The 26910-nt window shown below is 47.0% G+C and carries 29 protein-coding genes; 9 read left to right on the top strand and 20 right to left on the bottom strand.

All coding sequences use genetic code 11. The annotated features are described in order from the left end of the window. Positions 1–10: 10 nt before the first annotated feature. The 4 genes from V1499_RS04975 to hemE all read right to left on the bottom strand — a co-directional run bounded on the left by V1499_RS04975 (position 11) and on the right by hemE (position 4134). A complete protein-coding gene (locus tag V1499_RS04975; protein ID WP_409274282.1) occupies positions 11–226 on the bottom strand; it encodes a hypothetical protein in 216 nt (71 codons plus the stop codon). Between the two features lie 227 nt (positions 227–453). Next, on the bottom strand, positions 454–1878 hold the full coding sequence (gene hemY / locus V1499_RS04970; protein WP_409274280.1) for a protoporphyrinogen oxidase: 1425 nt from the start codon (positions 1876–1878) through the stop codon (positions 454–456). Between the two features lie 21 nt (positions 1879–1899). Next, positions 1900–2838, bottom strand: a complete 939-nt coding sequence (gene hemH, locus V1499_RS04965; protein WP_409274278.1) for a ferrochelatase — start codon at positions 2836–2838, stop codon at positions 1900–1902. Between the two features lie 252 nt (positions 2839–3090). Continuing rightward, on the bottom strand, positions 3091–4134 hold the full coding sequence (hemE, locus tag V1499_RS04960; protein WP_409274276.1) for a uroporphyrinogen decarboxylase: 1044 nt from the start codon (positions 4132–4134) through the stop codon (positions 3091–3093). A gap of 240 nt (positions 4135–4374) precedes the next feature. On the opposite strand from hemE, the gene V1499_RS04955 reads away from it, so the two are divergent. Both V1499_RS04955 and V1499_RS04950 read left to right on the top strand, forming a co-directional pair. Further along, the gene (locus V1499_RS04955; protein WP_409276230.1) at positions 4375–4869 is read left to right on the top strand and encodes an antibiotic biosynthesis monooxygenase family protein; all 495 of its coding nucleotides are present in this window, start codon (positions 4375–4377) and stop codon (positions 4867–4869) included. Between the two features lie 177 nt (positions 4870–5046). After that, positions 5047–6447 carry a hypothetical protein gene (locus V1499_RS04950; protein ID WP_409274274.1) on the top strand — a complete coding sequence of 467 codons (1401 nt, stop codon included), beginning with the start codon at positions 5047–5049 and terminating at the stop codon, positions 6445–6447. 251 nt (positions 6448–6698) lie between these two features. Here V1499_RS04950 and V1499_RS04945 read toward each other — a convergent pair whose 3' ends face one another. The 4 genes from V1499_RS04945 to V1499_RS04930 form a co-directional block, all read right to left on the bottom strand. Beyond that, on the bottom strand, positions 6699–7352 hold the full coding sequence (locus tag V1499_RS04945) for a phosphatase PAP2 family protein (RefSeq protein ID WP_409274272.1): 654 nt from the start codon (positions 7350–7352) through the stop codon (positions 6699–6701). Positions 7353–7367: 15 nt separating this feature from the next. Then, positions 7368–8102 (bottom strand): EcsC family protein, encoded by a 735-nt coding sequence (locus V1499_RS04940; RefSeq protein WP_409276229.1) that lies wholly within the window; start codon positions 8100–8102, stop codon positions 7368–7370. A gap of 134 nt (positions 8103–8236) precedes the next feature. Continuing rightward, positions 8237–9448 (bottom strand): ABC transporter permease, encoded by a 1212-nt coding sequence (locus tag V1499_RS04935; RefSeq protein WP_409274270.1) that lies wholly within the window; start codon positions 9446–9448, stop codon positions 8237–8239. After that, entirely contained in the window at positions 9441–10181 is a 741-nt protein-coding gene (locus V1499_RS04930; RefSeq protein WP_409274268.1) for an ABC transporter ATP-binding protein, read from the bottom strand. The genes V1499_RS04935 and V1499_RS04930 overlap by 8 nt, the downstream gene beginning before the upstream one ends. A gap of 607 nt (positions 10182–10788) precedes the next feature. Here V1499_RS04930 and V1499_RS04925 point away from each other — a divergent pair. Beyond that, positions 10789–11211, top strand: coding sequence for an HIT family protein (locus V1499_RS04925; protein WP_409274266.1), 423 nt, complete (start codon positions 10789–10791; stop codon positions 11209–11211). A gap of 145 nt (positions 11212–11356) precedes the next feature. After that, on the top strand, positions 11357–11902 hold the full coding sequence (locus tag V1499_RS04920) for a tryptophan transporter (protein ID WP_409274264.1): 546 nt from the start codon (positions 11357–11359) through the stop codon (positions 11900–11902). A gap of 101 nt (positions 11903–12003) precedes the next feature. Here V1499_RS04920 and V1499_RS04915 read toward each other — a convergent pair whose 3' ends face one another. After that, entirely contained in the window at positions 12004–12195 is a 192-nt protein-coding gene (locus tag V1499_RS04915; protein ID WP_316571174.1) for a hypothetical protein, read from the bottom strand. Positions 12196–12368: 173 nt separating this feature from the next. On the opposite strand from V1499_RS04915, the gene V1499_RS04910 reads away from it, so the two are divergent. Together V1499_RS04910 and V1499_RS04905 are read left to right on the top strand one after the other, a co-directional pair. Beyond that, positions 12369–12746: a YtxH domain-containing protein gene (locus V1499_RS04910; RefSeq protein ID WP_409274263.1), complete on the top strand. Its 378-nt coding sequence runs from the start codon at positions 12369–12371 to the stop codon at positions 12744–12746. A 269-nt stretch (positions 12747–13015) separates the two neighbouring features. Beyond that, a complete protein-coding gene (locus V1499_RS04905) occupies positions 13016–13588 on the top strand; it encodes an HTH-type transcriptional regulator Hpr (protein WP_409274261.1) in 573 nt (190 codons plus the stop codon). Here the strand turns inward: V1499_RS04905 and V1499_RS04900 are convergent, their stop codons facing one another. Continuing rightward, positions 13589–13924 (bottom strand): DUF1878 family protein, encoded by a 336-nt coding sequence (locus V1499_RS04900; RefSeq protein WP_409274259.1) that lies wholly within the window; start codon positions 13922–13924, stop codon positions 13589–13591. 170 nt (positions 13925–14094) lie between these two features. Here V1499_RS04900 and V1499_RS04895 point away from each other — a divergent pair, with 170 nt between their 5' ends. After that, positions 14095–14274 carry a hypothetical protein gene (locus V1499_RS04895; protein WP_409274257.1) on the top strand — a complete coding sequence of 60 codons (180 nt, stop codon included), beginning with the start codon at positions 14095–14097 and terminating at the stop codon, positions 14272–14274. 63 nt (positions 14275–14337) lie between these two features. On the opposite strand, the gene V1499_RS04890 is transcribed toward V1499_RS04895, so the two are convergent. Next, entirely contained in the window at positions 14338–14424 is an 87-nt protein-coding gene (locus V1499_RS04890; protein ID WP_316571238.1) for a YjcZ family sporulation protein, read from the bottom strand. A gap of 222 nt (positions 14425–14646) precedes the next feature. Between V1499_RS04890 and V1499_RS04885 the strand changes: the two genes are divergently transcribed. Then, positions 14647–15522 (top strand): peptidylprolyl isomerase, encoded by an 876-nt coding sequence (locus tag V1499_RS04885; protein ID WP_409274255.1) that lies wholly within the window; start codon positions 14647–14649, stop codon positions 15520–15522. 113 nt (positions 15523–15635) lie between these two features. On the opposite strand, the gene V1499_RS04880 is transcribed toward V1499_RS04885, so the two are convergent. The 4 genes from V1499_RS04880 to V1499_RS04865 all read right to left on the bottom strand — a co-directional run bounded on the left by V1499_RS04880 (position 15636) and on the right by V1499_RS04865 (position 21135). Further along, complete coding sequence (locus tag V1499_RS04880) at positions 15636–15812, bottom strand: sporulation YhaL family protein (RefSeq protein WP_409274253.1); 177 nt, start codon at positions 15810–15812, stop codon at positions 15636–15638. A gap of 97 nt (positions 15813–15909) precedes the next feature. Next, positions 15910–16854 (bottom strand): 3'-5' exoribonuclease YhaM, encoded by a 945-nt coding sequence (gene yhaM / locus V1499_RS04875; protein ID WP_409274251.1) that lies wholly within the window; start codon positions 16852–16854, stop codon positions 15910–15912. Between the two features lie 54 nt (positions 16855–16908). After that, on the bottom strand, positions 16909–19896 hold the full coding sequence (locus V1499_RS04870; protein ID WP_409274249.1) for an AAA family ATPase: 2988 nt from the start codon (positions 19894–19896) through the stop codon (positions 16909–16911). A 15-nt stretch (positions 19897–19911) separates the two neighbouring features. Next, positions 19912–21135, bottom strand: a complete 1224-nt coding sequence (locus V1499_RS04865; protein ID WP_409274247.1) for an exonuclease SbcCD subunit D — start codon at positions 21133–21135, stop codon at positions 19912–19914. A 201-nt stretch (positions 21136–21336) separates the two neighbouring features. Here V1499_RS04865 and V1499_RS04860 point away from each other — a divergent pair, with 201 nt between their 5' ends. After that, positions 21337–21522 carry a YhzD family protein gene (locus V1499_RS04860; RefSeq protein ID WP_316571184.1) on the top strand — a complete coding sequence of 62 codons (186 nt, stop codon included), beginning with the start codon at positions 21337–21339 and terminating at the stop codon, positions 21520–21522. A gap of 155 nt (positions 21523–21677) precedes the next feature. Here the strand turns inward: V1499_RS04860 and V1499_RS04855 are convergent, their stop codons facing one another. The 5 genes from V1499_RS04855 to V1499_RS04835 all read right to left on the bottom strand — a co-directional run bounded on the left by V1499_RS04855 (position 21678) and on the right by V1499_RS04835 (position 26910). Next, on the bottom strand, positions 21678–22466 hold the full coding sequence (locus V1499_RS04855; RefSeq protein WP_409274246.1) for an enoyl-CoA hydratase: 789 nt from the start codon (positions 22464–22466) through the stop codon (positions 21678–21680). Positions 22467–22610: 144 nt separating this feature from the next. Then, positions 22611–24131, bottom strand: a complete 1521-nt coding sequence (locus tag V1499_RS04850; protein WP_409274244.1) for a coproporphyrinogen III oxidase — start codon at positions 24129–24131, stop codon at positions 22611–22613. A 234-nt stretch (positions 24132–24365) separates the two neighbouring features. Beyond that, complete coding sequence (locus V1499_RS04845) at positions 24366–25235, bottom strand: Cof-type HAD-IIB family hydrolase (RefSeq protein WP_409274242.1); 870 nt, start codon at positions 25233–25235, stop codon at positions 24366–24368. Positions 25236–25370: 135 nt separating this feature from the next. Continuing rightward, a complete protein-coding gene (locus V1499_RS04840) occupies positions 25371–25883 on the bottom strand; it encodes a DUF2179 domain-containing protein (RefSeq protein ID WP_316571188.1) in 513 nt (170 codons plus the stop codon). Positions 25884–26556: 673 nt separating this feature from the next. Continuing rightward, a complete protein-coding gene (locus V1499_RS04835; protein WP_409274240.1) occupies positions 26557–26910 on the bottom strand; it encodes a YlbF family regulator in 354 nt (117 codons plus the stop codon).

The following is a 26910-nucleotide window of genomic DNA, read 5'->3' as shown; positions in this document are numbered from 1 at the left end:
ACCCCATCCTTTAACCCCTTCCCTTTACATTGCTTTTTAAAAGGATCTCCTGCTGTCCTATCGGGGGATCCGCTGCGAATCTACCTATCTTTCGATTTAGCAAAAATGGAGGGACGGGAGGTGTTGATACCGCATATACAGGGAGTGCCCCCATCGGGACCCCGGTTTCCATCCTGTATGGAGTAAAGAGCAGTTGCCGGATTGCGAGTTCTTCTTTCTTATTCATATCGCCACCACCTGGAATATCGTTTTATTCATCCTATTCGGCATAGTGGACATTTATCCATATACGCTCATTCCGTTCCAGTAATAACCCGCGGGTATAGCATGGGTGGTGGCCCTGGGGGCTGTGAAACATGTTGTGAAACAAGAAAAATCGGGGAGTGACAGGTACTTTTCGCAGTTTTCACACCAAAAAACGCGCGGAATTGAATCCCGCACGTTCAAAAATGGCTATGATAATTTAAGATATTCCAGTACATTGCGGACGGCGGCTTCTCCCTGGTCGATGCAATCGGGGAGGCCGACTCCTTCATAGGATGCTCCGGCGAGGTAAACGCCCGGCAGCTCCTTCGAAAGATGCCCTCTCAACGTTTCAAGCATTTGCTTGTGCCCGACTGTGTATTGTGGCATCGAGTCCTTCCAGCGGGATATGACGACAAATTCAGGCTGCTCGGTTATTTCCATTGTTTTATTTAAATCTTCAAGGACAATCCGAACAATTTTGTCGTCGGACAGGTCGACAACCGTGTCGTCCCCGGCCCTTCCGACATAACAGCGGAGCAATGCCTTTCCGGGAGGCGCGGCGTGGGCCCACTTTTTATGCGTCCAGGTACACGCCGTAATCGTGTAATCGGCGTTCCTTGATACGACGAACCCGGTCCCCTCGATATCCTTTTTAATCGCGGTTTCGGGAAACGCCATTGCCACGGTCGCCACGGATGTGGAAGGCATGTCCTTCAGCGGGTCAAAAAACGGGTAATCCGAGAAGATCGATTGTGCGACGTGATGTGGAACGGCCGAAATGACGCAGTCCGCAATAAGCGGCTCCCCGTTCACCAGGTTTATCTCGTAATACCCTTCTTCCTTCACAATGTTCCTCACCTTAAATCCTTTTAGAACAGAGTTCGGCTCAAGCTTGCTCTCGATGGCATCGACAAAGGATTGCAGACCTGACCTGAAAGTAAGGAATCCACCGCCCTTGCTTTTCACAGGAGTTGCCGTTTGCCTTGCAGGGGCTGGGGTTGATCTCTTCATGCCAAGAATGAGGCTGCGGTATTTCTGCTCCACCTGGTAAAATTGCGGGAATGTCGACATCAGGCTCATCTTGTCAATGTTACCCGCGTAAATCCCAGATAGCAGAGGTTCAATCAGGTTCTCTACTACCTCATTCCCAAGCCTTCTCCTAAAAAAATGGCCGAGCGACTGGTCTTTTCCAGCTGGAGATTTTGGAAGGATGAAATCGGTTGCCGCCCGGATTTTTCCTGGTATTGAAAATAGTCCGGTTGTGATGAAAGGCCCGACTTCGGTCGGAATGCCCATTATCGACCCACCCGGCATTGGATGGAGCTTTTCATTCACGAGAACATAGGACTTGCCTGTGGAATTGCTGACAAGCTCGTCCGCCACCCCTACTTCAGCAGCCAGCCGCGATAAACTCTTTTTCCTGGCCAAAAAGGAATCCGGGCCCCGTTCAATGATAAATCCATCCTTGAAGACGGTTTGCATTTTTCCGCCGAGGCGATGGGAAGCTTCCACGAGTACCACTTCAATAGGGAGATTCCTTTCGCGTGCAGCTTTCTGAAGGTAGTAGGCTGAAGAAAGCCCAGCCATCCCTCCTCCTATGATTACGATTCGTTTCTTCCCTTCCACATCCATCGCCTCATCTTTTTCCTTAGTCTATTCGTCTTTCCCGAGAGTTTTCAAGATGACGGTTGCCATGGCGTCAATAAAATCGGCCTGGCTGTTCGGCATTTGCGGACGATAATACGCCGCGCCGATCTCGTCTGTAACAACCTTGCATTCATAATCATTGTCGTAAAGCACTTCAAGATGATCCGACACAAACCCCGCAGGCACATACACAAATGCCTTGTACCCGTGCTCTTCATGCAGCTCCCTTGTCAGGTCCTGGACATCCGGTCCAAGCCAAGGCTCCGGGGTTTGCCCGGCACTTTGCCAGCCAACTGCATAATGGTCTATACCCGCCTCGGCCGCGATTAAATCGGCCGTTTCCTTCAGCTGATTTGGATACGGATCTCCGGATTGGAGAATCCGTTCAGGAAGGCTATGCGCCGAAACGATGAGGACCGCTTTTTCCTTTTCGCCAGAAGGCAATTTTTCAAAAACGTCCTTGACCTTTTTGGCCCAGTGAGAAATGAATTTCGGCTCATCGTACCAGCTTTCGACCGAAACGATATTTGGGCCGCCAAGCTTTTCCGCTTCTTCTTTTGCCCTTCCGTTATAGGATTTAACGCTGAAAGTTGAAAAATGCGGCGCAAGCACGATGCTGACGGCTTCTTCAATCCCGTCCTCATGCATTTGTTTGACGGCATCCTCAATAAACGGGTTGATATGCTTCAACCCTAGATACATCTTAAATTCGATTTCATCCTGAACTTCATTCAGCCTATCTTCGAGGCCTTTCGCCTGCTCCTCGGTAATGTGGGAAAGCGGTGAAATGCCGCCAATCGCTTCGTAACGGCCCCTTAATTCCTCAATCATTTCATCGGAAGGCTTCCTGCCGTGCCTGATATGGGTATAGTAGCGCTCAAGATCATCAAGGGTATACGGTGTGCCGTAAGCCATTACCAGAAGGCCCATTGTCTTTTTTGCCATGTTCCACACCTCTAATTGCTTCATCTATTTTTTCGGTTGTTCAACCATGAACGGCAGGGATTTCTCCCTGCCGATTTTAGCTTAAGCCGTACGCTTCTGCCTATTATTTAAGAATTTTTTTGAAAGAAAGGCAGGAGTATTGGACTTTTTCATCAGTAGGTTTAAATCCTCCCCTGATGGAAGGCCCTTTTTATTTTGCCAAATAAATAGTGTATTTACCACCATTTAATCTTTATAGATAGCAAGAATTGGTTAGCGGCCAAGTTTGGAAGCGGAATATTCATGGACGAATGCTGTCAGCCTCTTCAGGACTTCCGGATTCACGGATGGGAAAACACCATGGCCAAGGTTGAAAATATAGCCAGACTGCTCCATTCCCTGATCGAGAATCGCTTTTGCCCGCTCCTCAATGACCTCCCAAGGAGCAAGAAGGAGCGCCGGATCGAGGTTGCCCTGAACCGTCTTATTTACGCCGAGTTTCCGTGCCTCGCTGATTGGAAGCCTCCAATCCAGACCGACGACATCAAGTGGAAGGTCATTCCATTCAACGGCAAGATGGCTCGCGCCGACTCCGAACATGATGAGCGGTACATTTTCTCCCCTAAGCTCGGAAAAAATCAGTTCCATGACAGGCTTGATATAATAGCGGTAGTCCGCAACATTCAAGGCCCCTACCCATGAATCGAAAATCTGGATTGCCCTCGCTCCCGCTTTCACTTGCGCCTTTACATATGTAATGGTTGTATCGGCCAGTTTATCCATCAGGGCGAACCATGCTTTCGGCTCGGCGTACATGAATGCCTTTGTTTTGTTATAATTCTTTGATGGGCCACCCTCAATCATATAGCTTGCAAGGGTGAACGGTGCGCCGGAAAACCCGATGAGCGGAACCGAAAGCTGCTCTTCTGTCAGGATTTTTATTGTTTCCAATACGTATGGAACATCTTCCTCCGGGTTGAGTTCCCCAAGCTTTTCAACATCCGCGACCGATTTGATCGGATTGGAAATGACCGGCCCAATTCCTGCCTTGATGTCCACGTCTACTCCAAGTGCTGGTAGAGGAGTCATAATATCTTTATATAAAATTGCCGCATCGACATTGTATTGTTCAACCGGAAGGCGGGTAACGTACGCACACAATTCAGGCTGGTGGGTAATTTCAAACAGGGAGTACTTCTCTTTGATGGCACGGTATTCAGGCTGGGAACGTCCCGCCTGGCGCATATACCACACTGGAACATGGCCTGTTTTCTCACCCCTCGCTGCCTTCAAGAACGTTTCGTTGATTTGTCTCATCTCATTTTCCACCTTTCGCAACTTCTCAGTTATCATTCTAATATATTCACAGTAAAAATAGAAACCTTTCACATTCTTATACTGTTTTCACTATATCTGTTAAAGTTGGGAGTGTATAGGCACAGCCGGCAACTGTCAAAAAAAAGTCGTTTTTTTGTTTGCAGGTCTGTAATAAAAGGAAAAATCCAAATGGATTCAGAATGCGCGGAGCATGAAAAAATATTTGTTGGAGTTGATTTAATGAACTTGTATATGACCGCTGGTACGTATGATTTTTTGGAAAAGCTCGCTACAAAGCATGCTGGAGAGAAAATGGTGCTCATGTCTGGAGAAGACGGCGCCATCCTTCTTCATGAAACAGAGGGGAAAACCGTATTCGCATCTCCGAGGAAGTATGAAGTACTCGAAGCGGTCGGGGTTCTTGGCCGTCCGGGCTTGGTCGTCATGAACAACATCCCGGTCACCGATGAAGGCAGGCCTGTTTTCGAATACCGGTTCAAAAACCACGCTGGGAAAATCGAATATACCCCCGGTTTCCAGGCCATCCGGGTCCTGAGGCCGATCAGGTCAAACACGTATGTCATTTTAACCGCTTGGGACGACGAACTCGCCTTCCAGCGCTGGAAAGATTCAGCCGACTTCGGAAAGTCCCACGGCCAAAGTAAGCCTGAGCCTGGGCCAAACATCTTCTCCGGCCAGCCATACATCACCAAATATTGGATTTCCGAAGAATAGGAAAGGACGGGGGCAGCAGCCTCGTCCTTTTTGTTTTCGTCAATTTTCAGGCGGTGCCTGGCACTGTTCGGTTTTTTTACTCTCCCCCGCACCCATTCTTCCCTTTTTCATATTCTGTATTACATCGGGCATGGGCGTGGATGCACATTTTCCGATGAATGAAGGGAGGATTTTTCAATGGTTGCGGAGCTGACGGCTCTACATTGGATTTATGTTGTTTTTATCGGCCTTATCATCGGTTTTATGGTTATGAGGAGGGATACAACGCTTATATGCATCATTGGAATCTTCCTGATTGCCATTACCGCGACTGGTTCCTTGAGCGGCTCAGTCAGCAGTGTTTTTAACAGCTTCATTTACGCCATCACAGAGCTGCTGTCTACCATCCTCGTTATTTCCATTATTGTTGCGATGAGCAAAACGCTGACAGCGACAGGAATTAACGATGTCATGATATCCCCATTTACAAAGCTGATCCGCAACGCAACACTCGCTTACTGGACGATCGGCATCCTAATGATGGCAATTTCCTGGTTCTTCTGGCCTTCACCAGCAGTCGCGCTTCTCGGTGCAGTCCTTTTACCGGTTGCCCTTAGAGCCGGTCTCCCTGCGCTTGGGGTTGCCATGGCCATGAATTTGTTTGGCCACGGAATTGCCCTTTCCGGAGACTTCGTTATCCAAGCCGCGCCGAAGCTGACAGCCGATGCTGCCGGCCTTTCTGTCAATGAAGTGTTAAGTGCGAGCATTCCGCTTGTTTTCATAATGGGTACTGTCACAACCATTGTTGCCTTCTATTTTTTAAAAAGGGATTTGAAAAATGGCAAGCTGACTTCTTCAACCGGGGTTGTGTCCGGAGGTACCACCCAGCCAACAAAGGCTGCTGCACAGCTATTATCGCTCTGGCAAAAACGGTTCTTCGCCATCCTTGTCCCTTTACTTTTCATCCTTGATGTCACAGCGATGTTCCTTTTGAAGCTTCAGGGCGGAGAAGCTACAGCACTGATTGGCGGTACGTCCGTTTTTATTCTCCTCGCCATCACTCTCACTGCCTACAAGAACAAAGGGCTTGAAAAGACCACCTTCTATTTGGTTGAAGGCTTCCAATTTGGTTTTAAAGTGTTCGGCCCCGTCATTCCAATTGCGGCGTTCTTCTATCTTGGGGACGCGGGCTTTGGAAAAATTATCGGAGATTACCTCCCTTCAGCATCACAGGGAATTGTCAATGATCTTGGCATCGCCCTAGCCGGACTTGTCCCGCTCAGCAAGGAAGTGGCGGCGATTACCCTAACGGTAGTCGGTGCAATTACAGGCCTTGATGGCTCCGGCTTCTCAGGCATATCTCTTGCCGGTTCGGTTGCCACGCTGTTTGCGGTTTCGATTGGAAAAGGCGCAGCCACCTTGACGGCACTTGGGCAAATCGCCGCAATTTGGGTTGGCGGTGGCACGCTCGTCCCGTGGGCGCTGATTCCTGCGGCAGCTATCTGCAACGTCGACCCGTTCGAGCTGGCGAGAAGGAACCTCGTTCCCGTAATAATTGGCCTCATAGTTACAACCATTGCCGCAATGTTCTTCATATAAGTGTGGTATGAAGACACTTTTTAACCGGTACAGCGCCCGAATCTGCCTTCATTAAGGCCATGAAGACACTTTTAAACCGTGCAGCCATCCAAAACTGTCTTCATCGAGGTTATGAAGGCACTTTCAACTCAGGAAGACGCACGAAACTGTCTTCACCGAAGTTATAAAGACACTTTCATAACGGCCAACCAGCCAAAACTGTCTTTATCGCAAAAAATCCACAAATGAAAAAACAGCCCCGCGGCTGTTTTTTACTTAATCTCTCGATTCGTCCTCAACAAGGGAAAAGCATCCCGCAGTTTTTCATAGACCAGCATAAACAACGCTGACCATAGAAACCCGAAGGCATATCCTCCGAGAACGTCCGTTGGATAATGGACATTCAAAATAATCCTGCTTGCCCCGATCAAAAGGACAACCGTACCCGAAAGGAAGACAATAACCCTTCGCGCAACAGGGTTTCTGTATTCTTTCAAAAGGAAAAACGCGATCATTATGTACAGAATTGAACCGACCATCGCATGGCCGCTCGGAAAACTAAGGCTCTTCACGTGCACTATATGCTCAAGCGAAGGCCGTTCCCTTCCAATCAAAACCTTTAAAAACTTGTTCAGCTCGTTGCCAAACGCAACCGCCAGGGCGAAAATTCCCATTGCGAAATAATCCCTCCGCTTGAACAAAAGCCAAACCAGCATAATCAGCGCTGTTATTCCGACCCCTTTTTTATCACCAAGATGGGTGATAGCAACAAAGAACGGATCAAGCCAATTAGGAACACCGCCCAACAGCCCCTTAAAAACCCGATCGAGCAGTAGTTCCCGCCCCTGCATTACCCCAGGAAGAATAACCAAAATAACCCCTACTGCGATCGCCATCAGTATAGACAGTATTTTTTTCTTTTCCAAAAGCCTGTCCCCTTCCTAATAATCCGCTCCTGGGTTATGGCCTCCCTCCAACACTCGTAGCCGATAAGCATTCATCGCTGTTTCGCCCAAATGGCCAAGCAGTTTGTTGTTGGCAATCGCCCCGACTACAGCCCCTATACCAGGAACGAGCTGGAGCATTTTTGCAAGGTCGATATAGTCCCGGTATTCCTGCTGGAACTCGCGCCAGTCCATATCCACAAGCGTCCTCTTCCTTTCCTCCCAATTCTCAATTGTATCCAAGGTTTCAAACCTCGTTTCATCGCTTGAAAATGCCAGCTGGAAAACATGGAGGATAAACAATCTTTCTTCATACTCTTCTGTATTAAAACCATATACAGATGCGATTTCAAACAGGAATTTCATTTTTATCGTCAGCAGCAATGGAAAGTCGGCAAGCCCGAGCAATATTCCCCCGGCGCCTGTACCGGCCCCTTCGATCATCGCCGTCTTTTGGAAAACATTAATCTTTTTCCTCGCCTCTTCATCCATTGCTTGAAGGGATGGCCTAAGGTCAGCAGGTTTTTTTGTTGTAAAATTCGATCCGGCCAGCGTCGCCTTGACCATTCCCTTAATCGCTTCCGTCAAGGTCTGATGCACCTTTTCAGGGATAAGCCCGTTGACTTTCGTTTGCGCCTTTTTTGACAGCCGGTTGAAAAGCCCTGAGCGGACAGATAATTTCCGTTTCCAATCAACAACTTCATCGTATACCTGCAATTCATAATCGTTCATCATGCGGGACAACCTCTTTTCTGGTGGGTTTAACCGTTTTGATTACCGGTATTTATCACAGCATTTTTTTACGAAAAAAACAAAGCTAGGTTTCAACTACTTTTCAAAAAAACCCCTTCCATTTGGAAAGGGAATTAATTTTTGAGTTTTCGTATACTGTAATACCGAACAAAGACAAACGCAAACAGTGCTCCGGCGGCAAGCGCTCCAAGCGCGGGGGCCAGTTCGCCCCTGAAGGCAATCGCGGCTGCAAAAACTACCGCCTGGGCGCCCAACACAAGGCCGAGCACGTGCTGGAACGCCGCCTTTTTTGCTCCATCCGGTACAGGGTAGATCGATTCCCACAAGGAGTTTTCATGATGGGAAGCAAGCGGCATGAGCTGAAACCCGGTTAAATAAAGGAATAGCAAAGCGAAAAATACTTGTCCCGGCCAATAGGAAATAAGCGCGATGGCAAGCGCGCCAATTACCGCAAGCCTGATGGAAAGCCCAAGGTAATCCCCGGAGCGCAAAAATGTCCGTGAGAGCAGATAGAGGGAGGCATGCCTTCCGCCAAACTGGATTTTTGCAAGCAAAAAGTCGAGCCAGCGCCGCCTTTTCACACTTTCCTTCAAATGAGGGACATCAGTGAACATGTTCGCAAGCCTATAGAATGCCATCATCCGCCGTTCCTCACCGGCGATGAGAGCTTCCCATTTCAATCCTTTGCCTCTCGCCGCGGAAAGGCGATAGCCTAGATACGCGAACAGTATTCCGATGAATGGGACAAGGATCAAAAAGCCATTCCAGCTAAAAAGAAAATAACTGAAAGCTACATTCAAAATAAGGCGGATGACTTTGTCGACCGCTATTTTTGAAAAGTCGCCCAAAAACACAACCTTCCACTCCACGGCGATGTTCCAGGCCTTTAAAGCCAGCAGGAGCAGCATAATCGGCAAAAAACTGCCCAATCCAGCTTCTGTCGTCCTGGCAAGCAGAGGCATAAAGAGTGCTAACAGCATTAAAAGCACATACCCCTGCAATCCGCCGCTGGCAACCGCCGAACGGAGAAAATAGCTCCGAAGCCTGTCTTCAACTGGCAGGAGGAATACTTTATCAGGCTCTTTCAGGAAATTATAGACAGGGCTTAACGTGAGCGCCGCCCCAAAAACTACGGCCATGATGATTTCCGTCGGGAAGCCTGGATCGACGGTTTTCAGCCAGCCCTGGTAATAGAATGCGGCTGTCCCCAAAAGGAAAAACAGGACAATGACAATGTGCCCGTTAAAAATATATTTCAGGTACCGGCCCAGTTCCTTCATCGTTTTGCCGGCACGTTCCATCCACAGCTTATTCGCGTCAAACATGGCTTTCTTCCTTTGTCAGCTGGATATAGATATCATCAAGGGTTGCTCCGGGCATGGAAAATTCCCGCCTTAGTTCTTCAAGAGTCCCTTTTGCCCGGATCCTGCCTTCATGGAGAATGACGAATTTGTCGCAATACCGTTCCGCGGTCGCCAGGATATGTGTCGACATCAGGATGCCGGCACCGTTCTGTTTCATTTTATCCATCAAATCCAATAGCGACTGGATGCCCAATGGGTCAAGGCCCACAAACGGCTCATCCACGATATAAAGAGACGGCTGGACAAGGAATGCGCAAAGGATCATCGCCTTTTGCTTCATCCCCTTCGAAAAATGGGCCGGAAACCATTTGAACCTTTTCCCCATCCTAAACTCCTGCAAAAGAAGCGGCATCCGTTCTTTATACAGTTCCCTGCTTAGGCCGTATGCCATAGCGGTCAGTTCAAGATGTTCCTCAAGGGTCAGTTCCTCATAAAGGATCGGGGTTTCGGGAATGAAAGTAAATTGCTTCCGGTATTCTTCCTTGTTTTCCGTAAAAGACTTGCCGTTAATCCTGATTTCGCCTTTATGCGGCTCCATCAGGCCGATAATATGCTTAATGGTCGTACTTTTCCCGGCTCCGTTCAGTCCGATCAGGCCGACGAGCTCCCCGGCCCCGACCTCGAAGGAAACATCCTTCAGGACAGGATTTTTCGTATAGCCGCCTGTAAGTCCGTCAATTGTTAATAAAGACATAGTATACGCCCTTCCTTGCTTAATACCATCTATTTTAGCAAAAATTCCCCTCCTTGCGAAATTTGGGCCCCTTTCTTTAAAACTGGAATGGCAACCGATTCCATCTATAGCCAGGACCATTTTGGGCCAATCTATTGATGAAGGGGAGCAAGCTTACAACCAGATTGAAGAGGGGTGTCTGTCAAAGACAGTTTCGATTCAATATAAGCTGCTTCAAAACGTTCAAACCGAGGGGATGGTTGTCTTGCACAGGCCTTTCGACCAATAACAGCACCGGACCGTCTGACCCGCAGGCGGCATTTTTAAAAAATGAGGTGTTTGCCAAAGAACATCAAACAGCCTTATACGTTGAAGACAACTTATAAGAGTTTGGAGATGGTCATCTTGGACGAATCCGCATAAGCCTGTACATTTCATTGCCAAATGAGGTGTTTGTCAAAGAAACTTCCTGATTGGACGAAAAAAGAAGATTTTCCCCTTCCAAGAGGGCGGGATTCCATGCGGATTCCGCCCTTTTCGATTAACTTGCCCGAACCGGGCCATAATGGTTTTTCCTGCTGCGGTTTTATGCTAGAATACTGGAAAACATTGAAGGGTGTGGTATGGCATGGATAATTGCATTTTCTGCAAAATTGTTAAGGGAGAGATTCCGTCGTCAAAGGTTTATGAGGATAAACATGTCCTCGCATTCCTCGACATCAGCCAGGTCACAAAGGGGCATACGCTTGTCATTCCAAAGATACATAAAGAAAATATTTATGAGCTTACTCCCGAGATTGCAGCGAACCTTTACAAAGCCGTCCCGGCAATCGCAAATGCGCTTAAGGAAGAATACTCGCCAATCGGTTTGAACACGCTGAACAATAATGGCGAAAAAGCCGGCCAATCCGTTTTCCATTTCCATCTTCATCTTATTCCACGATACGGGCAGGGCGACGGCTTCGGCGCTGTTTGGAAAACGAATGAAAGCGGCTATACAGGTGATGATTTGCAAGCGATGGCAAAGGCAATCGCCTCACATATTGGCTAAACGTATTGCCTGAATTTTTGAAAACTAATCCTTTTACCGCCGTGTTTTTTGTGCTATAATAGCAACAAGTTTTTCGCTGCAGGCGACGAGCGCACTGCAGGAGGAACCAAAAAATTAGCTTAGCAAAGCAGAGGAGAGATGAGAAATGAATACGAAGAACCTTGTGATCCTGTCCCTATTGATTGGAATCGGGGCGGTGCTCCACGCCGTCATCCCGGGAATCGGGAACGGTATGAAGCCGGATATGATGCTGACGATGATGTTCCTTGGAATTATGCTCTTCCCGGATAAAAAGAACGTCCTGCTGGTCGGGATTGTCACAGGCGTTTTGTCTGGTTTGACTACTACGTTCCCTGCCGGTTTGTTCCCGAACATCATTGACAAATTTGTAACCGCGTTTGTATTTTACGGGCTGTTCCTCGCCCTTAAGAAATTTGGCCAAACCCTTATCGGTGCTGGCGCGTTGACAGCGGTTGGGACGATCATCTCCGGATCGGTATTCCTTGGCTCCGCGCTATTCCTCGCTGGCCTTCCGGGGTCAATGACATTCGGAGCCCTGTTTGTAGGGGTTGTTCTCCCTACTATGGCACTCAACACGGTTATCATTGTGATTGTTTACCCAATTGTCCAGTCGATTATGAAAAGGAGCGGCTACGCACCTGCGAAACCTGCGATCCAGGAACATAAATAACCATGATACAAGCCGAGAACCCGGACACCACGCCGGGTTCTTTTTTTATCCGTACAAAAATTGATTTTTCCGGCAATTGCCGGCTTTTCCATTCCTGTCCATTATCCCAAAAAAGCAATCAGCATCCCAAATAGGAAAAAGAGTCCAGCCCCGGCAGCCAGGGCAATCGCCCGCGCTTTCAAAAGCTGTTTCGGGGGATACATTCCGGGCCTATTGTAAAGGGCAACATGATACACGCCCGCCACCGCTAGCATTGCCCCTCCCAAAAAGAAAAAAATTGCCGCAGCCTTCATCTGAAAAGCCTCCTTTGGCTTTTATTCATTTTTGGCCGCCAACCAGTTTAATAGGCGGCGCGGAGGTTTAACATCCTCGTTTTGTGCTATTAAAGACTATGGCTGGATTTGTCATGCTATTCTCAAATTGTGTAAAATATAGGAAAGGCAATTTATTTAGTGAGGTGTATAAGATGGGAGCCAAAAGATTTCTATATGGATTCATTCTTGGAAGCGCTGCCGCAGGGTTGGCCACGCTCTTCGCAGCCCCACAGTCGGGCAAGGAAACAAGGGAAGCCATAAAAACGAATAAAGACCAGTTTATTAACCAATTAAAGGACTTGAAAGCTAGCATCATGGATGTTAAGGAGGCATCGACGCACGCGACAAAGGAAGGCCGTGTCCATGTCTCCCACTTCATCCGGGAAGTAAATACCGCAATTGGAAAATGGAAGGCCGAAACACTGCCGCAGCAGATTGAAATCCAAAAGGAACTAGGCGAAATTGAGGCGGCGATCAGCCAGCTCGAAGCCGAATTGGCCCCGCATGAAACCGGAAAAGGCGCCAATTAGTAAAAAAGTCCTTCTTCTGGCGACTACAGAGGAAGGATTTTTTTAAAAAAATTGCTTTTTACGGAAAAAATTATCAATTTCTAAAAATTTAGTAAATTTATATCTTTATTAATTTTTATTTTATTGGCATAATGATAATATAGAAAATAAGAATGAATTGAGCAAGGATGCCCCTCCTGACCTTAGTTTTACTCATGGCTTTAAGGACAGTGTCCCATGATTTCACCCGGGAGCCTCGTCAACAACATTTTTTAAGAGGTGAGAAAAGAATGGCTGAAAAACAATATAGCATGAAAGAAGCAATGCTCTTTAGCCAACGTATTGCCCAGTTAAGCAAGGCCTTATGGAAATCGGTTGAGAAGGATTGGCAGCAATGGATTAAGCCTTACGATCTAAACATTAATGAACACCACATTTTATGGATTGCCTACCACCTGAACGGTGCGTCCATTTCCGATGTGGCCAAATTCGGTGTTATGCATGTATCAACCGCTTTCAATTTTTCCAAAAAGCTCGAAGAAAGAGGGCTGCTGCAATTTTCCAAAAAGGAAAATGATAAGCGGAATACGTATATCCAATTAACCGAGATGGGCGAATCAATCTTGCTTGAACTGATGGAATCGTATGATCCCGGGAGCAATTCGGTTTTTTCAGGAGCGATGCCATTAAGGGAGCTTTACGGAAAATTCCCGGATATCATTGAAATGATGGCCATTGTCCGCAATATTTATGGGGACGATTTTATGGAGATTTTTGAAAAATCGTTCCATAACCTTGAGTGTGAATTCACAGAAGAGGATGGCAAGCTTCGCAAAAATGGCAAGTCGAGGGAAGTTGTTTAATTAAACGTACTTGTTAAATTCATTCATTAACGAAAGAAACAGTTTTTGGTCCTTGCACGCACGGACAACGTCCCTTGGATTTAACTTTGATGACAATGAAGATGAGAATTCCTGAAAAAGCGGATGAAAGTTCAAAAAACCTTCCGCTTTTTGTTCTTCCATCTGTTTGTTCATTTTCTCACACAATATGAAAAACTCTTTTGTTTCCTGTTCGGAAAGATTGTTTTCGACAACAAGTTTCGTAAATTGGTATTCCGTTCTCTCTAGTGCCTTGGCCATCAAACGTAGATGGTATTCAAGCGTCCGCATTTTTTCGGCAATTTCTCTTACATCCATTCCAAACCCTCATTTCCCTTCCTGTCCCCTTCTATTATTCACCTTTTCCCGTTTTAGGTAAACCATGAATTAGTCCGATGCCTCTCACGTAACCTGGAATTTGTAACTTTCCTTTTTAAAAATTATTTGATATTGTAAATTAGCACGACATACGCAAGGGGGGAGTCCTGATGAACTTCTTTTTTATCATTTTTGCATTTATTATCTTATTTTCGGTGAATAGGTTGACAACCTCCCTTTGTATCCAAAAGGAAATACCGGAAGAGAATCAGCAAAGGGTTTTTAGGACAATCAATATACTGGTGACAATCCTGTTGATTTCATCTTATGTAGAAGTACTTTTTTCATAAAAAAGGTTGGCGCAATTAAACACAATGGAACATGGGGCTTACCCGCCTCCATGTCCCTGTTGTTTATAGCCAGGCAGCCCCTACAATAATCAATAGGATGAAAAGGACGACAATTAAAGCAAAGCCTGCACCGTAACCTCCGTGGCCCATAACGGCACCTCCTTTACTGAAAGCTACCTTATACTATTCCTTTCCGCATCACTTCGAAATAGGCAGTTGTCCTTAAACCTATCTTTATTTCTTGTAAAAATCCCATCCGATACTGCCAATTATTTTCTCCGCAGATTTTTGGAACTCATGGCCATTTGTGATATAGTTATGGATGTGGGTTAAACAACCTGCTAGAAATTTACTTTTTAGGAGAGATACATCATGAAAAAATGGATGCTTGCCGTTGCTCTCACTGGCGGGGTTCTGACCCTTGGCGCTTGCAATAATGCAGATAACGGAAATGGCGGAGAAACTGTTGCTGAAACGAAAGCCGGCAATATTACAAAAGATGATATGTATAACCTTATGAAGGACAAGGCTGGCCAGGCAGCACTCCAGCAGCTTGTTTATGAAAAGGTCCTTTCCGACAAATACAAAGTAACCGATGAAGAAATTAATAAAAAGATTGATGAATTAAAGAATGACCTTGGCCCTAATTTCGAAGCGGCCATTGCCCAATACGGATATCAAAGCGAGGCAGACCTGAAGGAAACATTCAGGATCGGCCTGCTTCAGGAAAAAGCTGCGCTCAGGGATGTAAAAGCGACCGAAAAGGAAATGAAGGAATACTACGACAACTACAAGCCTGAAATTAAGGCGCGCCATATCCTGGTTAAGGATGAAGCAACCGCAAAGACTGTGAAAGAAAAGCTTGATAAAGGCGAGAAATTTGGAGATTTGGCTAAGGAATACTCAACTGACCCTGGTACCGCTGCAGAAGGCGGTGACCTAGGCTGGTTCAGGCCAGGCACGGGAAAAATGGTAGAGGAATTCGATAACGCTGCTGCCAAACTGAAGAAGGATGAAATCAGCGAACCCGTTAAATCCCAATTTGGCTACCACATTATCCAGGTTACTGACATCAAAGAAAAGAAGTCTTATGAAGATATGAAAAAAGAGATTGAATACGAAGTGAAATCCTCGAAAGTTACGCCGGAAATGATCAATGAAGCGATGCAGCGTGAATTAAAGGATGCCAATGTCAAAGTTAAGGACAAAGATCTGAAAGACACCTTCAAAACAAGCGAACAACAATAATCCCCAAGCGGATTGAGGGCAAGCAATACAATAAATTAAACCTGTGCAGAACTCTGCGCAGGTTTTTTTGGTTTATATTTTTCGCTATGCTCTCGTGGCCTCTAACGTTCTATCTACCCTGTAAGCCCCCGCCGTTCTTTTTCAAGTTCCAGGCGTTTCATATAGATTTCGCCCTCTTTTTCGATGGTTTCAAGTTCAAGCTTCCGTTCTTCTTTGCCGGTTTTCACTGCCATTCCGGCGCTTACCGCGATACCGATAATGATTGCATAAATCCAGAGAGGTATGGTCATGTACACTGCTCCTTTCCCTATTATGGTTGTCCGCTACTGTATTCATATTTCAGGTCGTGGCGGAATATTCCAACAAAAAAAGCCCGTTTCCAGGCTTTTATTTGTGGAAAACAGGCTTATAAAACGAGCGGTTATCAAGCGCATACACCCGTTCCGAAAACTCGCCGGGCTTTACGCGTTCAAGCGCCCCATCGAGCATATTCATTTTGGCATCAAGGTTATCAATATAATGGAGAATTTCCGCTTCCTTGATTAACGGCTGTTTTGGGCTCCCCCATTCCGCTTTTCCATGGTGGGAAAGAACCATATGCTGAAGGATCATTACTTCCTCCCCAGCTATTCCAAGCTCTTCGGAGGCTTTCCCAATCTCATTAACCATGATTGTGATATGGCCAAGCAGATTCCCCTCGATTGTATAAGTAGCGGAAATTGGCCCTGAAAGTTCGAGCACCTTTCCCATATCATGAAGGATAATACCGGCATATAGCAAATCCCTGTCCAGGCTCGGATACAGGTTGGTGATTGCTTTGGCCAAATCGAGCATACTGACGACATGATAGGCCAGCCCGGAAACGAACTCATGGTGATTCTTTGTCGCTGCCGGGTATTCCATGAATGCGCGCTGGTGCCTTTTAAGCAAATGGCGTGTAATCCGCTGGATATTCGGATTCTTCATTTCAAAAATATATTGGGTTAGCTTGCCGGCCATTTCTTCCTGGCTCAGCGGCGCCGTTTCCAGAAAATCATCCAGCTTGACCGCATCATGCGGGCCAGCCGGGCGAATCTGCCGAATCTTCAGCTGGTTCTTCCCTCTATAATTCTGGATTTCTCCCGCCACTTTTACGATATTTTGCGCGCAGTAATTCCTCTCGTCATCCTCCCCGGCATCCCAAAGCTTAGCCTCAATCTCGCCGCTTTTGTCTTGAAGGATCAGCGTCAGGAACGGTTTCCCGTTGCTTGCGATTCCTTTAACCGAGCTTTTTATCAGTAAAAACTGTTCGACCTGTTCCCCTGTCTCGTGTTCCAGTATTTTTTTCCCCATCGTCTCAGTCGCTCCTTCCCGTTATTACAACTATACCATATAGCTGAAAGCCGATTACCTGTGAATATTTGCATGGTTTCTAGCAAGATGATGAACCTGGCCTTCGCCGAAATGCGAAAGAAGATGGGTATGGCAGGTGAAAAAAAGTACCTGGCGCCCATCAAGGCCCTTTAGAAGCTCTATCATCCTATCAGTCCGTTCCCCGTCAAAATTGACAAAACTGTCATCTATTATAAATGGGAATGAAAACTTCTCATAGATTGTTTCGGCGAGAGCAAGCCTTAGTGATACATACACCTGCTCGGTTGTCGCCTGGCTGAGCTCATTCGCTTCGAATCTTGTATTGTCCGCCCTCTCTATTAAAAAGCCGGTGCCTGAGGGCGCAAGAAATAGTCTGCGATATTTCCCGCCGGTAAGGAAGCCGAGGTAGTCCCCAGCCTGTTTTAACAGCCGCGGCAGATGGTATTCCTTGAACCTGCCTGTAGTTCTTCGCAAAAGTTCCTCCGCCACCTTATAAACGGCCCACTCCTTCGCTTCCACTTCAAACTCAGATTTGGCCATCTTGAAAGAATGGAGCAATTCCGAAAAAGTACCACCTTCCTCAAGCACTTGTATCTCATACCTTACCTCAGCCAGCCGCTGCTGAAGCCTCTCGATTCCCTGTTTCGCAACCTTGATTTTTTCATTAACCTCTTGGACCAGCCCGGAGGCGTTCCGGATGGGCAGAAGTTCTTCTATCTCTTCTTTTCCAAGTATTGAAAAAGAAAGTTCAGTCCGCAATTCATTCAGCCTTGACCGCTTCTCATCCAGCGCCATGGCAAGTTGGGCTGCGGCGTGGTACTCTTCCTCATTATCAACCCCGGCTTGGACAAAAAGTTCCCGAATGGCCTGGACATGGATTGCATGTTCTTTTTCGAGCTTTGTCGAATCATATTCCAGTTCCTCGAGCTTCCGGGACTTCTCGTTTAGGAGGATGGCTTTCTTTTTCTCTTCTTCAAGGGCTGTCTTGGCAGTATGGGCAACTAGATGGATATCCTTTCCTGGTAATTCCGGAAAGTGTCGGGCCAACCTTTCAGCCCTCGCTTCAATTTCTGCCTGCCGCTCTTTCAATATCAGGATTTTCCCTTCAATCCGCTTCTTTTCTAGGATGGCTGCTTTACATTCTTCCACTATCTTAAATGCCTCTGCCGGCATATGCTTCCCAATCGTACTGCTGATTTTTAGTTCCTTGCAAAGCAGGTCCACCTGTTCCCTGAGCAAGGCTTCCTCTTTTTCCAAATGGTCAAACCGCGCCAGGACTTTCTCATATTGGGCGGTCTGCTGCTCGAGGCGCGCCATCAGGCTATTCACCTTCATCCTCTGGATATCATCCTGCTCGAGCTGGGATGCCGCGGCTTCCGCATTTCCCGGCCTTATTGAAAGCAGTTCTTCTTCAAGCTGTTTTGCTCTTGCTTTTTGCCGGACAAGTTCCTCAGAGGGCTTGGCGGAGCTAGATGAAAAAAGGCTTTTCCCAAAAACGATGGCTGCGATGCCTGCGAAAATAATTCCGGCCCCAAGCACCAGCCATTCACCACCCATGTATCCGTAAATAGCCAGGGCAAGCGCCCCGATCATCATCGCAGCACCGGCCATACGGGATTGGTTCCTATGGCCTTCTTCCCTTTTTACAGCCTCTTCCAGAAGCGAAATCCTTTCCTTGCATGCTTCAATTTGGTCGCGGATAGCGCTCTCGTTTCCCGCTTCGGCAAGCTTTTCAAAACGGCTTCTTTTATCCTGGGGTAAAAGCTGCGCCCTTGCATTACTCAAGTCCTTTTCAACTTGTTCAAGACCGGCCTTTTCCTCCTGAAAATCAGCCTCAAGCTGAACTTTAAGCGCCGCGGCCCTTTTTCGCCGTTCATCCGCTTCTTCCGCCTGCTGTTTCAGATAAATGTCCGTATTAATTGTAGCAATCTCTTCCTCATCAATTCCAAGATGCAATTTTTCTTTCGCTATGACAATACGCTCCACAAGCTGGGAAAGCCTTTCTTCAAGCTGGGCGGATTCCCTTCTTGATTGGTCATAGACAGGGATCAGTTCGTTAAGTTCCGCTGCTTCAGCCTCGTTTTCAAGCAGGGCCTTATGGAGAACGATGGAATCAATTTCTTTTTTAAGCAGTTCTTTTCGCTCTTTAATCGTCTCAATTTGAATCGAGTAGGGAGTCAGCAATTGTTTGAGGGATTCAAGCCTTTCAATCCCCCGTGCAAGAAATGCCACATTCCCAGCACGGCACAGCTCATCGGCCAGCGCAGCTTCCTCACGGGCAATCCCCTCGATCCGTTCCCATTCTTTTAGCCTATCAGCTTCGGCGACAAGAACGGGAATCTCTTCCCCAAGCGACCGGATTTCGTCTACGATTGCATCGCGTTCCTTGATAAGCTCTCCGTACCGTGCATTTTTCTCCGCCGCTTTCCCAAGCTCCGTTTCAAGCGCGCGCAGGTTTGCCAGCCTTGCATTAAGTGCCGGTTTTTTACCGGAGGGCTTGAAACGTGCTTCTAGCTCCTTCTGCAATTCGATTTCCGCCTTTGCCAGCCTGTCTGTCCCAAGCGTACCCGCGGAAAATAAAAACCGCCCAATATCTTCATCTTTCATTTGATGGACATTTTGCAGCCCGTGGAGGTTGAAAGAAAAAACGGCCTGGAACAGACTTTTATCAAAATTCCCAAGCAGGGCCTTTAACAGCTCTTCCCCGCCGGAGGTCCCATCCTCCAGGAAGATGGTAACATCGCCCGCCGCCTTTCCTTTAATCCTTTCAATGGCCACAAGCCCATATTCCGGATGGCGCAAAGACAGTTTTCCGCCGTACCTTCCTCCTCCCTTAGGCTCATAGCGAAGCTCCTGCTGCTGCTTCGTTGGAAAGCCAAACAGGATGCCATGGATAAAAGCCATGATTGTTGACTTGCCCGCTTCATTTTCGCCATAAAACACCTGAAAGTCCCCTAGGCGTGAAATAATTGTGTTCTCAAGCTTTCCATAGCCATATATGTGCAATTCTTCAATTCTCATCGACTTCTACCCCCCCTATCCCTTTTCCCGAAGGAGATGAACAAGCAAGTGCTCCGCATCTTCAAGGATACGGGCCCCTTCTTCTTTTCCAAGCCTGGAAAGGTACTTCCTCCCCGGAAGCCTTCCGTAAAGGGGTTCGACCACATCATTAATATCGCCAAATTCCTCGGCCATTTGAAAAAGTTCATTGTAAAAATCGGCCTCCGCCGCTAGCTCTTCCCTTTTCCATGATGCTTCCTCCACAATGGCAATTTCATTGGTCCAAACGAAAGAACTCTCCTCTTCCTCACCATCCTGGACAAGCTCGGCGAGGGTGCTATGCAGGCTGTCCAATTCACTTTCATTATCAAGGTTTACATCCTTCAATGTCATTGATAGCAAGGTGCCGATTCCGTTCTTGCGCAGCTTTTCCTTCCAGTCCAGGCTAAGCCGCAGGATTGAATCAAAATCCCGGGCCCCCTTCGCGCTAATTTCGATTTCTTTCCAGATGACATCATTTGCCTCGATGAACTCGAGATTCACCCCATCCTCCCCAAGCCGAACGAGATAACAGCCTTTTTCTCCTGTTTCCTTTCGGTTCCTGCCTTGTATATTGCCCGGATAAACGACGGGCGGGCTCTCGGAAAGGACAGCCCGTTTATGGATGTGCCCAAGCGCCCAGTAGTCGAATTGCCTGTCAATCAGTTCCCCAACCGTAAATGGGCAATAGCTCCCATGCTCTGAACTTGAGCCATCATTCCCGTGGAGAATTCCTATATGGAAATCACCCCCGGCTTTTTTTTCATATGTATATACCTTTCTTTCCGTGACGTGCCTTGTCGGATAACTGAAACCGTACATCCAAACATCCGCCCCGGACCTTGCCTTATGTAGGACAGCCTCTGTTTCGGTCCCAAATAGATGGACATTATCAGGCATCGCGATTTTCACCCATGTTCCTCCAAGGTGGTCATGGTTTCCATGAATCGCATAGACAGCAATGTTATTTTCCGACAGCCGTTCCATTTCCGCCCTGAATCGTGATTGAGCCTTTAGGCTCCTATCGTCCCCGTCATACAGGTCCCCTGCGAGGATAACAAAATCGACTTCATTCGCGATGGCCGCATCGACGATCCTCTTCAACGCGGCAAATGTGCTTTCACGCAGCCTTTTCAGGATTGGGAGCGGCAAATCCCTCAACCCGGCCATCGGGCTGTCAAGATGAAGGTCGGCTGCATGGATGAACCTAACTTTTTTCATAAAAAAACCAATCCTTTCTTAGCCCCGCGCCTTATTCCGGTCTGGAACCGGGCTTTTCTTTCTTCTATTCTACCATCTTAAAAATGCGAATGCACGTTCTGTTTTATAAGAGAATGGTTTGCTCATTTTGGGCTGAATCTTTGCGGAATTTTTTAGGGTATGCAAAAATGGAACTAACTGAATGCTCATGGGGGGATACGGTTGAAAACCTATAAATTGACTGCATTTGAGCGGAATGGGGAAAAACTGCTCGATGAATCATTCCAGGCGGAAAATGACGATTCCGCGAAGGAAATTGGCCGGAAAGCTTTGGAGGAAAAAGGGCTCTTAGAAAAGGCCCATCGCTGTACTTCCCCGGCCGGCAAGCTGCTCCTTTTCCATTCCTGACTTTTCAATACATGATAGTTAGTACAAATGGAAGCCGGAATCACGGCTTCTTTTTAGTTGGAGGCGGAGTATCCCTATGAAGAGAAAAAGATTGGCGGACAACGTCCACGTTACAAACGTTTTTCCGCCTGTGTCCAATAGGCTCAAGCATGTGGCTATCTCCCGACAAATCTCGGTTTTCTTTTTTCGGTAAAAGCCCGGATTCCCTCCTGATGGTCCTCCGTTTCCCTCATTTTCCGTTGGGCATATTTTTCAAGCTCAAGTACTTTCAACAAATGGGGCCGGTTTACCTCCGCGAATATTTTCTTCGTTTTTATCATTGCCTGGATGGGCTTTTGAAGATAGCAGGCTATCCTATCTTTAAGCGCGGAATCCAAATCATCGGCCACTTCATGGACAAGCCCTTTTCCGAGCGCTTCTTCGGAAGACATTGTCTTTCCTTCCCATATCAACTGCTTTGCTTTCCTTTCCCCGATGCTTTTCGCCAGGAAAAAGTGGGCGCCGCCATCGGGAATCAGCCCTATGCCGATGAAATTCATTGCAAACTTGGCGTTCCGGTCTGCAATAATATGGTCGGTCGCCAAAGCGATGCTGAAGCCAAGGCCTGCAGCAGGCCCGGAAATGGCGCTGATTGTTATCTTTGGAAGGCTGTGCAAGGTAATGATAAGTTCATTGATGCAATCCATAATTGAAAGGAACTCATATTCGTCCTTAAGGGATAGCATTGCTTTAATATCCCCTCCGGCGGAAAATGCCTTTTCGGTACCGGCCAGGACAACGATGTCAATATCATCGGAAACACTGATTTCCTTTAACCTAGAAACTAGTCCCTTGATCATCTCCTTATCTAGTGCGTTTAAAGCTTCTGGCCTGTTCATTTTGACAGTTGCGACACGCCCAGCGACATGGACATCAACTTTCTCCGTAACAAAATTGAATGGCAACTTCAACGCCCTCCTTCATTCTCCTTCACTTCCATTATAGAGATTGTTCACCCAAATAGGTATAATTTCCCTGCTAATTATTTAAAGATTAATCCCTGCTTTAAAGAACAGTACCAGCTGTCAACGGAGCAAAATGAGCCCGCATCAAAGCGATGCAGGCTCATTCTTTTCAGCAAAAAGCTCTTCAAGTATATTCAGTTTCTCATTTGTATAATGCTCGAAACTGTCGTTATACGATTTCGGGTCCTTCGGATTGGCAAAATGCGTAATCTCGCCTGTTTCCGGATGTACGAATTTGCTTGAGGCGCCGCATCCCAACCCGATGATTGTCTGCATTTCTTCCATAATGATAATGTTATAAATGCTTTCCTGGCCGGGAATCGAATAACCTACGTTCTCAAGATTGCCGAGGATGTTTTTTTGGCGGTACAAATAATAAGGCTCGTAGCCATGGCTCTTTGTCCATTCCTCAGCAAGGTCCATCATCCGCTCCACTTCATCACGGTCCGCAACTTTGTATCGATCCCTGTTCTTTGTCATTTCCGACGCCCGTTTAAACGATAGTGTATGGACAGTCAGTGACTCCGGCATCAGCTTTTCAGTTTCGTTCAACGTATGAGTGAACTCCTTCGTACCCTCACCCGGAAGGCCGATAATTAAATCCATATTAATATTGTCCATGCCCATCTCCCTGGCAAGGTTGAACTTCACAACCGTTTCCTCTACAGTATGATGGCGGCCAATCGCCTTCAATGTTTCCTGGATATACGATTGCGGATTCACACTTATTCGATGGATGTTCCACTTTTTCAAAACATCAAGCTTCTCGGGGGTTATCGTATCCGGGCGGCCGGCTTCAACCGTTATTTCCCTGATTTCGCGCGCATCCGGGAAAGAAGTGTACATTTCTTCGTAGAGCATGTCCATCTCTTCTGCGGTAATGCTTGTCGGAGTCCCGCCGCCGTAATAGACGGTCGTAATCCTGATTCCTTTTTCCTTCAGCCAGCTGCCAATTGCACGCATTTCATGGTGAAGTCCGCCAAGGAAGGAATTGACTGATCCCTGACGGCCGTTAATGGCGTAGGCAGGAAACGTGCAGTACGCGCATTTTGTCGGGCAAAACGGAATGCCGATATAGATGCTGACTTCTTTTTTCAAATCATACAGGTCAGGAACCGCAGTAAGCTGGCGGTCGACAATCTTCTGCATAAGTTCCGCTTTTTCCGGCGTAATTAAATATTCCTCGGCAAGTTCCCTGTGGGCAATCTCGGGTTTTGTGCCGTCCCTCAGTTTCCTGTGAAGGAGTTTTGTAGGCCGCACTCCGGTCAGGATGCCCCACTTCTGGGTAATGCCTGTCAAATCCTGAAGCAGCTTCAAGTAAACATGCGACACGGCATTTTTAATAGCCTTGAATTGTTCTTTTTCGGAAAGGGCTTTGCCAACGCTCGCATGATGTGCCTTATTGATAAGGTTTTCTCCGTCTTTCTCCAAAATGCCAGAAACATGAAGGTCTGCCCCATTTTGTTCAAGCGTAAATTTAATCAAAAAGTCTGCTTCTTGAATTCTATTTAAATGAATTTCGGTTTCCTCGAAAAACAGGTTGGCAATCAGCTGCAGCGGCCGCTCGAACCTTACATCCCGGAGGCCGGTAATAGAAATTCGCACATTCATCCACCTTTACTTTTTTGCTTACTTTAGTGTACAGAATCGGGTAAGCAAGGTCAATATAATGGAAAATCTGCCAATTGGCGGCGCCGATTGGCATGGCTGATTAAATGGCGGTTTCTTCACCATATTGCGAAGCTGGCTCCTATTGCATTAAACATGGCACCGCCCTATTTTAATGGCCAATAGTAAAAGGCGGCAAAGACTTGGTTCACCGCCTTTGCCGCCGTAATGCTACTTTTTTATAATGTTCATTTTCTGTAAAAATGCGATGGGATGCTGCCTCCTGAAATGTTCCCTGACCATATAGGCGACGCCGTGCTCGTTTTCCGAACGGGTTATCCAGTCAGCGGCGCGTTTTACTTCGTACGGGGCATTGCCCATGGCCACCCCTAGTCCAGCTGCCTCGATGAATGGGATATCGTCCGTACCGTCGCCAATTGCCACCACTTCCTTCAAGCTGATTCCAAGACGCTCACAAATGTAAATCAGGCCTGACAGTTTAGAAACGCCCGCAGGAACAATATCGAGCTTTCCCGGGGCGCTGCATGCCGCCTCCACCTCGCTAAACATCTTTCCCAACGCCTTGCGCGCATCTTCCAAATCCTGTTCGACATCGAAATATGCTTCAATTTTAGGCGGGGCAACTGGCGTATCGACAAGTGAGTCACTCAAATCGGTAACAAACTGGTGCGAATACGCAAGCGGGTCACCCGAAGTGAAAATGGCTTTTGCCAATAGATTATTATTCAAATGTAGCTTGTTACCGAGCGAAAACTTCTCGTGCACAAGCCGGATTTGGCATTGGAAGCTTTCAAGGAACCGGACAATCTCATAGGTGACGTCCTCACTGATCCTTTTAACGAATTCAGGTTTGTCATTGGCGGCGGATATATAAGCTCCGTGATGGGAGGCGAATAGCCCTTTCAGCTTCAATGCACGCGCAACCTTTTTCGCGGAAGCAAAGTTGCGTGAAGTGAGGAGGGTGATATATACCCCCTTTTCCTGCGCATACCGGATTGCTTCCTTTGTTGTTTTATGAAGTTTCCCGCTGCTTTCGAGAAGCGTTCCGTCGATATTCAGAGCAAGCATTCGGTAAATCATGGCGGTGCCCCCTGTCCTCATGGAATCATCCTTATTTCACTTGTATGTATGAAAGGATTTTAATAGAACAGGCATGGCGAAAAATAAAGCGCCGGCCGTCTTTGGCCAGCGCTCCTATGAAAATCTGCAATACCGTTAACGAAGCCGACCCAGCATGAATCCACCATTAAAGTGGGTAGGCTCGTATGAAATCATAAAGGCTTTTGGGTATAACGAGAGAATAAGTTTTTTTAGCTTTTGCTCGTTCTTCCGCTTTGCGAGCACCTTCATTACCAGGCGTCTGCCATCCTTCCCGTCGGCCACCCATGAAGTGACGCCATACCCTTTCTCGCGAATTTTTGTGGGGACGGTTAAATCCGACGAATCCACGATCACTTCCATGACAACATAGCCAAGTGCCAGGTAACCTTCAATTTTACTGCCGATAAATACCCCAAGGCCCCACCCAAAACAGTAGGCGGCAATATTAAGCGGCTTGTCAAGGTTATCAAGGACAATCGTCAGTCCCATTAGGTAAACAAAAACCTCGCCCATCGACAAAATGGATGCAAGGGTCCTGTATCCTTTGATAACAATCATCATCCTTAATGTAAACAAGGAAACATACAAAATGTTAATTACGATAATGGTCAGAATGATAGACGGCATTGTGTTCACCCCGATTATTAGTTAAAAGCAATGTTTCCCCTTGTCCTTCAGGATCCCTTATCCCGGGTCCCTGGAATTCAATTGCATGGAAATACTTCGACGGCCGGTACCGCCGATTATGGAAACATGCAGTTCTTAGTTTTATATCACAAAACGTCCTTGTTAAACAAAATTCCGGCTTACTCAGGTTTCCAAATCGGCTCTTGCTACCATATTCTAAACCGTAATGGGAGATGGCCAAGTGTGCGGCCAGTAAGTTGGCGGCACATTACGAGCCGGCGTCCACCGGCGGGAAATCGCAAAAAAATCGTAACTCTTTCCATTATACTTTTCTCCCTTTACAAGGGCTATCGGAAATTCATGGCTTTCCCTTTGTGCCAATTTGAACATCACCAGCTACTTTCTCAACAACCAGATGGACCAAAAGCCTGAAGGAGCAGCTACGATTACAATGAACCACATGTCCGATATCAGGAGATGAACGTACCATCGATTTTAATAGAACAAGTATAGCTTGGCTGAATATCCTTAAACAGAAAACATCCCGGCAAACGTTACTTGCCGGGATGTTTCATTGGTTTGAGACAATAGAACGAACCCTTAAGCAGCTTCGTATCGAAAAGGCTTTGGTTCAACTGCCGATGCGAGTCCGAAGCAGCCAAGATTCGTTTCTTTACCTGTTCGGATTTCCGTACAATTCTTCAAGCGGCTTCATAATAAGCTGGTTCAGTTCACCGATGACCATGCCCATCCTCTGCTCCGCCTCCATCAGCTTGGAAATGGCGGGATGCTGCTGGACAAGGGCAACCGATTTTTGCGCCTGTTCAACTTCCTCGTGGCTGATTTCCTGGCCCATCATCTGTTTCTGCTGAAGGTTCATTTGGATATTGCGGAAGTTTTCGAACATTCTCCGCGCCGATTCATCAGCATTGACCGTGTCATATACCTGCTTCAACCGTCTGAATTCATCGCTCTGCCTGATTGCCTTTTCAAGCTCGTAGGCGGCATCGTACAAATTTACTGCCAT

The sequence above is a fragment of the Neobacillus oceani genome (assembly GCF_046237595.1).
In the GTDB taxonomy this organism is placed as follows: Bacteria; Bacillota; Bacilli; order Bacillales; family Cytobacillaceae; genus Bacillus_D; species Bacillus_D oceani.
The sequence above is the reverse complement of the archived record's forward strand: the minus strand, read 5'-3'. Positions and strand labels throughout refer to the sequence as shown.